This is a genomic window from Streptomyces sp. NPDC026575 (assembly GCF_055567415.1).
Genome location: NZ_JBVHQM010000008.1, coordinates 1 through 13,882, shown reverse-complemented (window position 1 = coordinate 13,882; position 13,882 = coordinate 1). Strand labels below are relative to the sequence as shown.

Genomic DNA, 13,882 nt, shown 5'->3' with positions numbered 1-13,882 from the left:
GGGAAGGTGGGGAACGCATGGCGGATGAGAACAAGCTCCGCGCATACCTCAAGCGGGCGATCGCGGAGGGGCAGCAGACGCGGCAGCGCCTGGAGGAGGTTCAGGCCAGGGCCCGGGAGCCGATCGCCGTGGTCTCCATGGCCTGCCGGTTCCCCGGCGGCGCCACCAGCCCCGAGGACCTGTGGCGGCTGGTCGCCGACGGACGCGACACGCTCTCCGGGCTGCCGACCGACCGGGGCTGGGACCTCGACCGGCTGCTGGACCCCGACGCCGAGGGACCGGGCAGATCGCACGCCGGGGTGGGCGGATTCCTCTACGACTCCGCGGAGTTCGACCCGGAGTTCTTCGGGATCAGTCCGCGCGAGGCGCTGGCGATGGACCCCCAGCAGCGCCTGATGCTGGAGCTGACCTGGGAGGTCCTGGAGCGGGCCCGGATCGCCCCGGACTCCCTGCGCGGCAGCCGGACCGGCGTCTTCCTCGGCGTGATGTACAGCGACTACGGCGGCCGCTTCACCCATGCGCCGGAGGCCCTGGAGGGCTATCTCGGCAACGGCAGCGCCGGCAGCGTCGCCTCCGGCCGGCTGTCGTACACCTTCGGGCTGGAGGGGCCCGCGGTGACGGTGGACACCGCCTGCTCGTCGTCGCTGGTGGCGCTGCACCTGGCCAGCAGCGCGCTGCGCTCCGGGGAGTGCTCCCTGGCCCTGGCGGGCGGGGTGACGGTGATGTCCACCCCGGGCGTGTTCGTGGAGTTCAGCCGCCAGGGCGGGCTGGCCTCCGACGGCCGGTGCAAGTCCTTCGCCGCGGCGGCCGACGGCACCGGCTGGGGCGAGGGCGCCGGCGTCCTGGTGCTGGAGCGGCTGTCGGACGCGCGGGCGAACGGCCACCCGGTGCTGGCCGTCCTGCGCGGCTCCGCCGTCAACCAGGACGGCGCCAGCAGCGGGCTGACCGCGCCGAACGGCCCCTCGCAGGCGCGGGTGATCCGCCAGGCGCTGGCCCAGGCCCGGCTGTCGCCGTCCGACGTGGACGCCGTCGAGGCGCACGGGACCGGCACCCGCCTCGGCGACCCGATCGAGGCGCAGGCCCTCCTGGCGACATACGGCCAGGACCGCCCCGCGGACCGCCCGCTGTGGCTGGGTTCGGTGAAGTCCAACATCGGGCACACCCAGGCCGCCGCCGGCGTCGCCGGGGTGATCAAGATGGTGATGGCGATGCGGCAGGGCGTCCTGCCGGCGAGCCTGCACATCGACGAGCCGACGCCGCACGTGGAGTGGTCGGCCGGCGGCGTGGAGCTGCTGACCCGGCAGCGCCCGTGGCCCGAGGGCACCGGACCGCGCCGGGCGGGCGTCTCGTCCTTCGGGGTCAGCGGCACCAACGCGCACGTCATCCTGGAGCAGGCGCCCCGGGAGGAGGCGGGCGGCGAGGCCGCGGAGGGCTTCGACGACGACGGCGTCGTACTGCCCTGGCTGCTGTCGGCGAAGAGCGCCGAGGCGCTGCGGGCGCAGGCGCGCAGGCTGGTGGCGCACCTCGACGAGCGGCCCGGTGAGCGGCCGGTCGACACCGCCTGGTCGCTGAGCCGGCGCCCGGCGCTGGACCACCGCGCGGTCGTGGTGGCCCGGGACCGCGACCAGGTGCGCCGGGCGCTTCGCGCCCTGGCCGACGCCGACACCGCGCCCGGCCTGATCCGCGGTGTGTCCGGCGGGTCCGCCCTCGCCTTCCTGTTCACCGGACAGGGCAGCCAGCGCCGGGAGATGGGCCGGGAGCTGTACGCCGCGTTCCCGGCGTTCGCCGACGCGCTGGACACGGTCTACGAGCAGCTGGACGCCCATCTGGACCGTCCGCTCAAGGAGGTGGTCTCCGGCGACGCGGGCGCCGAGGGCCTGCTGGACCACACCGCGTACGCCCAGCCGGCGCTGTTCGCCTTCGAGGTGGCGCTGTTCCGGCTGCTGGAGCACTGGGGCGTACGGCCGGACTTCGTCGCGGGCCATTCGATCGGCGAGCTGGCCGCGGCGCACGCGGCCGGTGTGCTGTCCCTGCCGGACGCCGCGCGCCTGGTGGCGCAGCGGGGCCGGCTGATGCAGCGGATGCCCTCCGGCGGGGCGATGGTGGCCGTCCAGGCCACCGAGGAGGAGGTGCTGCCGTTCCTGGAGGACTTCCACGGCAGGGTCGCCGTCGCCGCGGTCAACGGGCCGTCCTCGATCGTCCTCAGCGGCGACGAGGCCGCGGTGGAGGAGAGCGCCCGGGCGTTCGCCGCACGCGGGCGCAAGACCCGGCGGCTGACGGTGAGCCACGCCTTCCACTCCCCCCACATGGACGGCATGCTGGACGAATTCCGCGCGGTGGCCGCCGAGTTGGACTTCCGGGCACCGCGGATCCCGTTGGTGTCCACGCTGACCGGGAATGTGGCGACGGCGCAGGAGCTGGCTTCGCCCGACTACTGGGTGCGCCACGCACGCGAGGCGGTGCGCTTCCTCGACGCGGTCCGCACCCTCGAAGCCCGCGGCGCCGGCCGGTTCCTGGAACTGGGACCGGACGGCGTCCTGGTGCCCATGGCCCAGAGCGCGCTCGCGGACGACGGCGCCGCGGTGCTGGCCGCGAGCGCGCGGGCCGACCGGTCGGAGGAGGAGACGCTGGTCGCGGCCGTGTCCCGGCTGCACGCCCACGGCACACCGGTGGACTGGGCGACGTACTTCTCCGGAACCGGCGCCCGGCCGGTCGACCTGCCGACCTACCCGTTCCAGCGCCGGCGCTTCTGGCTCGACGCGGCCCCGGAAGGACCGGGCGCGGGCCGGGCGCACATGGCGGGTCTGCGCGAGGTCGGCCATGCGCTGCTCGGCGGCGCCATCGACCTGCCGACGGGGGACGCGACCCTCTTCACCGGCCGGCTGTCCTCGGCGGACCACCCCTGGCTCGCCGACCACACGGTGCTCGGCACCCCGCTGCTGCCCGGCACCGCGCTGGTGGACCTGGCCCTGGCCGCCGGCCGGGAGGTCGGCCTGCCCGAGGTCGAGGAACTCACCCTGGAGGCACCGCTGGTGCTCGCGGAGAACGCCGCCGTGCACCTCCAGGTCCTGGTCGGCGCCGCGGACGACTCCGGACGCCGTCCGGTGAGCGTCCACTCCCGGCCCGAGGACGCATCCCCGCACCAGGAGCCGACCCGGCACGCCACCGGCCTGCTGTGTGCCCCGGACGGCCGGCAGCCCGAGCGGCTCGCGGTGTGGCCGCCCGAAGGCGCCACCGAGGTCGGGGTGTCGGGCCTCTACGACGATCTCGCCGCCGCGGGCCTGGGGTACGGCCCGGTCTTCCGGGGCCTTGGGGCCGCCTGGCGGCGCGGCACGGAACTCTTCGCCGAGGTGGCGCTGCCCGGGCAGGACACGGGCGGCGCCGGCGACTTCGGCGTGCACCCCGCGCTGCTGGACGCCGCGCTGCACGGCGTCGGCCTGGGCGGCCTGATCGAGGGCGGGGGCGGCGCCCGGGTGCCGTTCTCCTGGAACGGCGTGGCCCTGCACCGCACCGGGGCTACGGTCCTGCGCGTCAGGCTCGCACCTGCCGGGTCCGACGGCGTGGCGGTGACGGCCGCGGACGAGGACGGCCGGCCGGTGGCCTCGGTGCGCTCCCTGGTGCTGCGGCCGGTCACCCGCGAGCAGATCCAGGCCGCGGGCGGGGTCCGGCGCGATGCGCTCTTCCGCGTCGACTGGCCGCGGGTCGAGGCGTCCGGGGCGGCGCAGGTGCGGACCTGCGCCGTGGTGGGCGCGGACGGCGCCGAGTCGGCCCCCGCCCTTGCGTCCGCCGGCATCCAGGTCGTGTGCGCCACCGGTCTGGCGGAGCTGGGCGAGGCGGTCGCCGCGGGCGCGCCGGTACCGGACGCGGTCGTACTGACCGTCGGCGCGCCCGCCGGCGGCGCGGATGCCGCGGCGGCCGGCCGCGACGCCGTCCACGAGGCGCTGGCGGCGGCCCAATCATGGCTGGCCGACCCGCGCTTCGCCGGAAGCCGGCTGGCCTTCGTCACCCGGGGCGCGGTGGCCACCGGCCCCGGCGAGGACGTCCCGGCACCGGCCCAGGCGCCGGTCTGGGGCCTGATCCGCTCCGCGCAGACCGAGAACCCCGACCGCTTCGTGCTGATCGACACGGACGGGGAGGAGCCCTCGCGGCGCGCCCTGGCCGCGGCGCTCGGCACCGGCGAACCCCAGCTGGCGCTGCGCGCCGGCGCTCTCCTCGCCCCCCGGCTCGCCCGGGTACCGGTGTCCGGCGCGCCGCAGGACCTCGCGCTGGACCCCGACGGCACCGTCCTGGTGACCGGCGGCACCGGGGGCCTCGGCGCTCAGGTCGCCCGATGGCTGGCCGACCGGCACGGCGTACGGCACCTGGTCCTGGCCGGCCGCCGCGGCCGGGCGGCCGAGGGCGCCGAGGAGCTGGCCGCCGAACTGGCCGGGCTCGGCGCCCAGGTCACCGTCGCCGCCTGCGACGTGGCCGACCGCGACGCGCTGGCCGAGCTGCTGGCGGCCATCCCCGCCGCGCACCCGCTGTCCGCCGTGGTGCACACGGCCGGCGTGATCGACGACGGCGTGCTCACCTCCCTGACGCCGGAGCGGGTGGACGCGGTGCTGCGGGCCAAGATGGACGCGGCGGCGCATCTGCACGAACTGACCCGCGACGCCGGTCTGTCGGCGTTCGTGCTGTTCTCCTCGGCGGCCGGCGTCCTGGGCGCCGCGGGCCAGGGAAACTACGCCGCGGCGAACGCCTTCCTCGACGCGCTGGCGCAGCACCGGGCCGCCCAGGGGCTGCCCGCTCTCTCGCTGGCCTGGGGGCCGTGGGAACAGCGACAGGGCGGTATGACCGGGACGCTGGAGGCGGACGACCTCGCCCGGCTCGCCCGCAGCGGCGTGGTCGCGCTGACCTCCGCGGAGGCCCTGGCCCTGTTCGACGCGGCCTGGACGGGCGGGGAACCGCTGCTGGTCCCGATGCGCCTGGACACCGCGGTGCTGCGCGGCACGGCGGGCCGGGCGAGCGTGCCGGCCGCGCTGCGCGGACTGCTCCCCGCAGCGCGCCCGGAACCGGCCCCGGCGGCCCGGCCGCTGACCGAACTCGGCGAGCAGGAACTGGCGTCGGCGCTGCGCGAGCTGGTGCGGGCGCGGGCGGCCGACGTGCTGGGGCACACCGCGGTCGCGGAGTTCGACGACTCCCGGCCGTTCCTGGAGTCCGGGTTCGACTCGCTGACCGCGGTCGAGCTGCGCAACGCGCTCGGCGAGGCGACCGGGCTGCGGCTGCCCGCCACGGTGGTGTTCGACAGCGGCACACCGGCGGCGCTCGCCGTACGGCTGGGTGAACTGCTGGCCGCCGTCCGGCCCGGCCAGGGCGGCGGCGACCAGGTGGAGGACACCATCGACGCCCTGTACCGGCAGGCATGCCGGGAGAACAGGATCGGCGAGGCGAACGAGTTCCTGGCTGCCGCCTCCCGGCTGCGGCCGACGTTCACGGCCGGCCAGGAGGGCGCCGCCGCCGCGGAGCCGCTGCGGTTGTCCGAGGGCACCGAGCGCCCCGCCCTGATCTGCTTCCCCAGCGTCGGGGCGTCGTCGAGCCCGCTGCAGTACGCGCGCTTCGCCGCGGCGCTCGACGGGCTGCGCGAGGTGTCGGTGCTGCCGGTGCCGGGCTTCGTGGCCGGCGAGCTGCTGCCCGCCGACTTCGACACCATGGTGGAGACCCAGGCCGACGCGGTGCTGCGCTGTGCGGGCGACGCCCCGTACGCCCTGGCCGGCTACTCCTCCGGCGGCTGGCTCGCCAACGCCGTGGCGGAGCGCCTGGAGCGGCGCGGCCGCGGCCCGTCGGCCGTGGTGCTGCTGGACACCTACTTCGTCGACGACAACCTGCCGATGGTCCAACCGGCGCTGACCCGGGGCATGTTCGACCGGGAGGACACCTTCGGCCGGATCGGCCACGTCCGCTGGACCGCGATGGGCGCGTATCTGCGGATGTTCGCCGACTTCGCACCGGCCGCCACCCAGGCGCCCACCGTCATGATCCAGGCCACCGACCCGATGCCCGCCGACGGCGACACGGCGGCGCCGCCGCCCGAAGCGGGAGCGCGCGCGCTGCCGTTCCCCATGGCCGTCGAGCCCGTACCCGGCGACCACTTCACGATCGTGGAGGACGACGCCGAAGCGGTCGCGCGGTCGGTGCACGCCTGGCTCACCGCCCCCTCCCACCGTCCCGGCCCATGACCGACCACGGCCCGGGAGACCCACGCTCCGTCAACTCCGAACGAAAGAGGACCGACATGACCGAGACATCGACGGCGACGACCGGCGAGGAACTGCACGAGTACCCGATGCGGCGGGGCTGCCCCTACCACCCGCCGACGGAGTACACCGAGCTCGCCGAGGAGGGCCCGCTCTCCCAGGTGCGGCTGTACGACGGCCGGACCGCGTGGCTGGTGACCCAGCACAAGGAGACGCGCGAGATGTTCGCCGACGCCAAGCTCTTCTCCTCCGACCACGACAACCCGGCCTTCCCGATCCTGGCCGAACGGGAGAAGAACTTCCCGGAGTTCACCCAGGAGCTGTTCGGCCTGGACGGCGAGCCGCACAAGTCCCGCCGGCGCATGCTGCTGCCGCGCTTCACCGCCAAGCAGGTGGAGAAGCTCCGGCCGATGATCCAGCAGGTCGCCGACGAGCTGATCGACGAACTGCTGCGGCACGAGGGGCCGGTCGACCTGGTCTCGGTGCTGGGCCGGCCGCTGCCGTCACGGGTGATCTGCAAGATGCTCGGCATCTCCTACGAGGAGCACGAGCTCTTCGAGGTGCACGCCCAGGGCATCATGCAGGCCCCCGACCTGGAGAAGGCCGTCGAGGCCGGCCGCGAACTGCTCGACTACCTGGTCAAGGTCGTCCAGGCCAAGCAGACCAACCTGGGCGACGACCTGCTCAGCACGCTCATCACGGAGCGGCTGAACACCGGTGAGCTGACCTCGATCGAGGTGTCGAAGCTCATGGTCGCCCTGCTGATCGGCGGCCAGGAGACGACCACGAGCATGATCGGCCTGGGCACCCTCACGCTGCTGGAGCACCCGGACCAGCTGGCGATGCTGCGCGAGGACCCCGAGCTGCTGCCCGGCGCGGTGGAGGAGCTGATGCGCTTCCTGTCCATCGCCGACCTGACCACGCTGCGCGTCGCCACCACCGACGTCGAGGTGGCCGGGCAGGTGATCAAGGAGGGCGACGGCGTCATCCTCTCGACCGCCGCGGCCAACCGCGACCCCGGTGCCTTCGAGGACCCCGACACCTTCGACATCCGCCGCTCGACCCAGGGCCATCTGGCGTTCGGCCACGGACCCCACCGGTGCCTGGGCGAGAACCTGGCCAGGGCCGAGCTGGAGATCCTCTTCGGCACCCTGTTCAAGCGGATTCCCACGCTCCGGCTGGCCGTTCCGATGGACCAGGTCTCCATGAAGGTCGGCATGACGCTGGAGGGCCTGCACGACCTCCCCGTCACCTGGTAGCCGCCGTCCGCCAGAGGCCGCCCACCAGGGGCCCGCGCCCCTCCGCCCGTACTCCCTCCCCCTTAGGACTCACACATGGACGACCGCTACGCGATCATCGAGACCTGCGATCGCATGGGCTGGCACACCGACCGCCACGAATGGGACAAGGCCACCGCCTTGTTCACCCCCAAGGTTCTCCTGGACTACACCAGCCTGCTCGGCGGAACGCCGGTCACGCTGACGGCAACGGAGCTCATCGACTCGTGGGTCGCCGTGCTCGGCGGCTACGACGCCTCCCAGCACCTGATGACCAATCACCTGGTGGCCCTGGACGGCGACACCGCGGAATGCACCGCCTCTTTCCAGGCGACCCACCGACTGGAGAACCCGCTCGGCTCCCCCTTGTGGCGCATCGGCGGAACCTACCGCTTCCATCTCGTGCGCTCCGGCGCCGGCTGGAAGATCGACGAGCTGGCGATGTCGATTCTCTGGGCGGAGGGAAACAAGAACATCGCGGATATCGCCGCCGAACGCCAACGGGCAAAAGCAGAAAACTGAGCACGCCGAGCCCGCGGCCGCAGCAACCCACCGGCCCGTTCACCACCACCGCTGACGAATTCGACGAAGACAGGAGCACATCATGGTCCAGGGGAACAGCACATCGGCAGGTCTGCGGGGAAAGCGCGCACTCGTCACGGGCGGCACCCGCGGTATCGGCCTGGCGATCGTCCAGCGCCTGGTCGAGGAGGGCGCGACGGTGGTGACCTCGGCGCGCAAAGAGGCGTCGGGACTTCCGGATGCGGTACGGCTGGTAACCGCCGACGTGAGCACCCGGGAGGGCGTCGCGCACCTGGCGGACAGCGCCTTCGAGATACTCGGCGGGGTCGACATACTCGTCAACAACGCGGGCGGCGCGAGCAGCGGCGGAATGCCGCACTTCGGCGGCTCCGCCTCGATCCCCGACGAGGACTGGGTCGAGGCACTGATGACGAACTACCTCGCCGCGGTGCGCCTGGACCGGGCCGTCCTGCCGTCGATGATCGAGCGGCGCAGCGGCGTGATCATCGAGGTGGCCTCGACCGTCGCCCGCCGCCCGGCCGGCGCCCTGCTGCACTACGGGGCGGCGAAGGCGGCGCTCATCAACTACGCGAAGGGCCTGGCGACCGAGGTCGCCCCGCACAACGTCCGCGTCAACAGCGTGCTCCCCGGGCTGGTCAAGACGCCCGCCATGGACATGGTCGCGGAGAACATCATGGGGGCCACCGGCCAGGACGGCGATGCGGTCGTCCACATGATGGTCGAGGCCGAAGGCGCCCCGATGGCGGGCATCACCGAACCGACCGACGTGGCCGACCTCGTGGCCTTCCTGGCCTCCGACCGCGCCCAGCGCATCACCGGCGCCGGCTACGTGATCGACGCCGGCGCCCTCCCCCAGGTGTAACCCCCCACCCACGCACGCACACAACACCCCCGCCACCCCATCCCCACTCCCCACTCCCTCCCCCACCAGACGTATCCCTCCCTCCCTCTCCCTCCCCTCCCTCCCCCTCGTTCGGGCCGGCGTCGCACTCCTGACGCCGGCCCGAACCACTGAGGCGGGCGGTCACGACCCGCACCCCGTCGAACAACCGGCCGGATCCGGTAACAGGCCGAATCCCACCCCTCCCGACACCACCCCCACCCCCGCACCACCCCCAAAGCAGCCCCGCACCCGACCGACCGGCTCCCCCTCCTCACCCCACTCACCCCGCTTTACCCCGGTTCACGCACCCCGCACCCCCGCACTTCACCCACCCCGCTACTCGTCATCACCGCGCCCATCACGGACTTTCCCAAAACATGACCGAGAATCTCCCCCACGCCACCACTGGCCGAAATTGCCCACCCCGCCGGGCGGAAGGTGAGGATTCCCACTGAGGCAACCGGGGTGCAATTTTTTACAGCTGCGGCAAAACGGTGTACAAAGTGTTGCGCCCCCCGTTCCATTGAGCATCCACCGACCCGCAGGACGGTTTTTGCTTCAACCTCTTGTCCCGCCTCGAAGGCGTTGGCTTGGCATTCGTCGCTGGAGAACGAGTCCGCGGAGGCGGCTACCGACCCCACTTCACACCCACTGATCTGGGGCCCGTTCCCAATTACGGAGGACAGGAGCATGCCCGAGCCCGCACCCATACCCCACGACTCCTCGGGCGACCGGGAAGCGGCGCTCACCCCCCTCGAACTCATGGGCCTGGCCGGTCTGCTGCGGGCCTGGCGCGCGGCCGCCGGCGAGAAGCGCGGACTCGGCAGACCGCTCACCCAGAAAGAGGTGGCCCAGGCCATCGGCCGCAGCGTGCGCTGGTACATCGACCTCGAAGGCGGCGCCACGCCCCGCCTGGAGCGGACCATCCTCGACGCGCTCGCCCGGGAACTGATGCTCGGCCCCGACCAGGAGACGACCCTCCACCTCTACGCCCTGGGCGGCGCCGTCACCACCACCATCCCGGCCCTCAGCTCCGAAGCGGCGTCCCTGCTGCAGCTCCTGCTCGACCAGCAGATGCCCAGCCCGGCGTACATCAGCGACCTCAGCTGGGACATCATCGGCTACAACACCGCCATGGCCGAGTGGTACCCCTGGGTGCGCGAGCGGGACGCGAACCTGATGCGCTGGGCCCTGCGCAGCAAGGAAGCCCGCCGCCAGTTCATCAACTGGGAGCACCACGCCGCCATCTACCTGGAACAGCTCCGCTTCGCCCTGGCCGAGCACCCCCACAACCCCGAACTGCAAAAGCTGCTCGCCTACATCCTCCAGGACCCGGACTGCGAACGGCTGTGGCACGCGAGCTCCGAGGTGCGCAAGAGCGGCGAGGGCCGCCACTTCTTCCAGGCCCTGCCCCGCCACGACTACGAGATCATCCACGTGGTCAGCAACGTCCTCTACCCGGCGGGGCTCCCCAACTCCCGCCTGGTCGTCATCACCTGGCTCAAGGACGAATGCGAGCCGAAGCCCACCGACGACGCGACCCTCAGCACGCCCTACGACACGGCACCGGCAAGCGGCCGGGCGTCCCAGCCGCACCCCACCGCCGGCGGGTACTTCTCCGTCCCCTCCCCGCGCGAAGCCTCCAAACTGGCCGGCCCCGACGCCGTCCCCCTCCCCCTCCTGAGCCGCCTCGTGGGCCCCCGCCACCAGCTCACCCTCTCCCGCGAACGGGGCACCGTCATCTGGGCCACGGAGCAGAGCGACGGCACCTGGGCCTTCGAGGAACTCGACCCCTACACCGTCATCAAGAAACTCCCCCGCCGCCACGCCCCCCTCGAAGCCCCCGAGGAATACAAACACCTGGTCCGCGCCCTGATGCCCCGCGACCCAAAAGAAGCCGCCAGGCGCATCGACACACTCCTCCCCGACTACCTGGCCCGAATAGAACACCTCACAGAAATCCGCCGAGAACTCAGCGAACAACACCCCGACCAGCTCTCCGACACCGACCCCCTCGGCAATGCCTTCGAGCACCCGAAAATCCTCAAACTGCTGCGGGACATACCTGGCTGACGGCCGACCCGATTCTTGGGTCAACCACGGCAGCGAAGCCGTGTACTCCTCCTCGTCGTCGAGGTCCCGCGGGTCGCCGCGTGCCTCAAATGAGCCGTGCAACCTCGGCGGTGGCGGCCGGCTCCCTCACCACCCGCCACGACGGAACCACCGGCCCTGCGGCAATAGCCACATCCCCACTCGCGGGCCACCCCCTGTTCTAGGATGGCTGGCACCATCTCAGCGGCCCGACGGGCTTCCGCTCCGCCTCCGCGGAACAGAAGGACATGCCCCCACCCGCACGAGTCACTTCGTGCTGCCTGGGGGCATTTTCTTGCTGTTCCGTGAGTCCGCGGCATCGTTGGCCGATCGCACCCACCTCGAAGGACGGCTGGCGGAACTCCTGACCGAGAACTTCCTGCACAGACACCGCCATCGGCCCCAGCCGGCGGAAGTCCGCTCCTGGGAGCGCAGCATCCCCGCGCTGACGAACGTGCTGGTGGAAGCGGGGCTCGGCGAGGTCGAGATGCTGCTGGAGTACGGGCTGCCGCTGACGAGCAAGCGCGCGGACGTGATACTCGCCGGCGTACATCCGGCCACCGGCGCGCCGTCGTACGTCGTGGTCGAACTCAAGCAGTGGAGCGAGGCCCACCCGGAGGACGACGACCCGCTGCGCTGCCGCGTCCCCGCCTACCCGGCGCCCGTCCTGAACCCGATCGAGCAGGTACGCGGCTACTGCGACTACCTGGTGTCGTTCAACGGGGCGTTGGAGCGGATCCCGGAGTCGATAGCAGGGGTGGCCTACCTGCACAACGCGACCGAGTTCGGGGTGGCGGGGTTGCGAGCGGTCGCCGAGGACCATCGGGGCCGGATGTACACGGGCGATCAGCGCGGCGCCCTCCTGAGCTTCCTGCGTTCGAGGCTGGCCGCCAAGCCCGGCGCCGACGCGGCCGACGCCCTGCTCCAGGGCAAGGTCCGGCCGTCCCGGCAGCTCATGGCCGTCGCTGCCGAAGAGGTGCGCAACCGGGAGCAGTTCGTGCTCCTGGACGAGCAGCGGCTCGCCTACGAGACGGTGATGTCCGCGGTCCGGAAGGCGCGGCGGTCCCACCACAAGCAGGTCGTGGTGGTGGCCGGCGGTCCGGGCTCCGGCAAGAGCGTGATCGCTCTGTCCGTGCTGGGCGATCTCTACCGGCGCGGGGTTCCGGCCCTGCACGCCACCGGGTCGCAGTCGTTCACCAAGACCATGCGCAAGGTCGCGGGCGCCCGCAAGCCCGAGGTGCAAAAGCTCTTCCGGTATTTCAACAGCTTCATGGAGGCCGAGCCCAACGACCTCGACGTGCTGGTCTGCGACGAGGCGCATCGCCTCCGCAAGACGTCCGCCAACCGCTACACCAAGGCAGCGCTGCGCACCGGCCGGCCGCAGGTGGCGGAACTGATCGACGCCGCCCGGGTGCCGGTCTTCCTGCTGGACCAGCACCAGGTGGTGCGTCCGGGCGAGATGGGGACGGTGGACCAGATCCGGCGGGCCGCTGCCGAACAGGGGCTGGAGTGCGCGGTGGTGGAACTGGACAGCCAGTTCCGGTGCGGTGGCAGTGATGCGTACCTGCGCTGGGTGACCGGTCTGCTGGGGCTGGAGGGCGACGGCCCCGTTGTGTGGGAGCCGGACTCCAAGGTGCACCTGCTGACCACCGACACGCCACAGGAGTTGGAGGACTTCCTTGCCGCGCGTCGGTCCGAGGACTTCGGCGCTCGCATGTCCGCGGGCTACTGCTGGAAGTGGACGACGAAGATCACTCCGAGCATGACCGCACTGCCCACCGACGTGACCATCGGCGACTGGGCGAGGCCGTGGAACCTCTACGGCGACCGCGCCCTCCTCGGCGCGCCCCCGGCGCCGCTCTGGGCCACCGACCCCGCGGGGTTCGGACAGGTCGGGTGCGTGTACACGGCGCAGGGCTTCGAGTACGACTGGTCGGGCGTGATCATGGGCCCGGACCTCGTATGGCGGACCGACCGCTGGGTCGTCGACCGCACCGCCTCCAAGGACCCTTCCTTCACCAAGGCCACCCCGGACGAGGACGTGGACCGGCTGGTCCGCAACACCTACAAGGTGCTGCTGACCCGGGGCATGATCGGGACCGTCATCTACTCGACGGACCCGGAGACGCGCGCGAAGCTCCGCTCACTGATCCCGCCGGCCGACCAGAACCCGGGGCAGGAGTGATACCGAGTCGACGGAGCGGCGCACACCTGGCCTTGTCGTTCTGTCCCTGAAGTTCTTTGTGCCCGAGGCGACCGCGAAGGGCGGCTCCATGGCCCGGGAGAAGGCGGCGGAGGTCGACGGCCACCGCGCCCCACTCGCAGGCGGCACCCCAGCGACCCTCCCCCTCGCACGACGGGTGCAGACACCTCTGCCCTGCCCTGCCCTGCCCTGCACGGGACAGGGCAGAGAATCACCCATGCGAAGCCATGCGGTGATGGTCAGCAGAAGGTCGGCCACCAGGTCCGGCGTCGCCAGCTGCCGTCATTGAGACGGCGGCCAGCCCGGCCCTCGGCGAGCGTGGTGAAGACCAACGCGTCACGTTCAAGCCGGTGGACGTGACGTTCGGCTGCCTCCAGGACTTGGGGCGGCAGGGGGGCCAGATTGGTGCAATCGCCCGCCCCTCCGACGCCTCGACGGATGAACCCGTAGCGCCAGCGCAAGCAACCGGCACGCGGAAGGGGGCGAACGGACCTGGAACGCAAAATAGCCTCGTTCCCCGAGTCGAAACTCGGGGAACGAGGCTATTCATCAAAATTAGTTCGGCGGCGTCCTACTCTCCCACAGGGTCCCCCCTGCAGTACCATCGGCGCTGAAAGGCTTAGCTTCCGGGTTCGGAATGTAACCGGGCGTT

5 protein-coding genes, 1 rRNA gene and 1 pseudogene are annotated in these 13,882 nt (G+C 72.3%); 6 read left to right on the top strand and 1 reads right to left on the bottom strand.

From position 1 onward, the window contains the following. Positions 1-47: 47 nt before the first annotated feature. The 6 genes and pseudogenes from ACZ4NB_RS13060 to ACZ4NB_RS13035 form a co-directional block, all read left to right on the top strand. Positions 48-6,215, top strand: a pseudogene (locus ACZ4NB_RS13060) (type I polyketide synthase); the annotation flags it as partial. A 56-nt stretch (positions 6,216-6,271) separates the two neighbouring features. Continuing rightward, the gene (locus tag ACZ4NB_RS13055; protein WP_467660873.1) at positions 6,272-7,492 is read left to right on the top strand and encodes a cytochrome P450; all 1,221 of its coding nucleotides are present in this window, start codon (positions 6,272-6,274) and stop codon (positions 7,490-7,492) included. A gap of 75 nt (positions 7,493-7,567) precedes the next feature. After that, positions 7,568-8,032, top strand: coding sequence for a nuclear transport factor 2 family protein (locus ACZ4NB_RS13050; RefSeq protein WP_467660871.1), 465 nt, complete (start codon positions 7,568-7,570; stop codon positions 8,030-8,032). Positions 8,033-8,114: 82 nt separating this feature from the next. Then, positions 8,115-8,915 carry an oxidoreductase gene (locus tag ACZ4NB_RS13045; protein ID WP_467660869.1) on the top strand — a complete coding sequence of 267 codons (801 nt, stop codon included), beginning with the start codon at positions 8,115-8,117 and terminating at the stop codon, positions 8,913-8,915. A 711-nt stretch (positions 8,916-9,626) separates the two neighbouring features. Further along, positions 9,627-11,009 carry a helix-turn-helix transcriptional regulator gene (locus tag ACZ4NB_RS13040; protein WP_467660867.1) on the top strand — a complete coding sequence of 461 codons (1,383 nt, stop codon included), beginning with the start codon at positions 9,627-9,629 and terminating at the stop codon, positions 11,007-11,009. Between the two features lie 313 nt (positions 11,010-11,322). Then, the gene (locus tag ACZ4NB_RS13035) at positions 11,323-13,212 is read left to right on the top strand and encodes a DNA/RNA helicase domain-containing protein (RefSeq protein WP_467660865.1); all 1,890 of its coding nucleotides are present in this window, start codon (positions 11,323-11,325) and stop codon (positions 13,210-13,212) included. A gap of 576 nt (positions 13,213-13,788) precedes the next feature. Here the strand turns inward: ACZ4NB_RS13035 and rrf are convergent. Beyond that, positions 13,789-13,882, bottom strand: a 5S ribosomal RNA gene (rrf, locus tag ACZ4NB_RS13030); the annotation flags it as partial.

What these genes read in the sequence shown, in the direction of transcription:
- ACZ4NB_RS13055 (WP_467660873.1), top strand. Translation starts at nt 6,272, where the DNA reads ATGACCGAGACATCGACGGCGACGACCGGCGAGGAACTGCACGAGTAC.
- ACZ4NB_RS13050 (WP_467660871.1), top strand. Translation starts at nt 7,568, where the DNA reads ATGGACGACCGCTACGCGATCATCGAGACCTGCGATCGCATGGGCTGG.
- ACZ4NB_RS13045 (WP_467660869.1), top strand. Translation starts at nt 8,115, where the DNA reads ATGGTCCAGGGGAACAGCACATCGGCAGGTCTGCGGGGAAAGCGCGCA.
- ACZ4NB_RS13040 (WP_467660867.1), top strand. Translation starts at nt 9,627, where the DNA reads ATGCCCGAGCCCGCACCCATACCCCACGACTCCTCGGGCGACCGGGAA.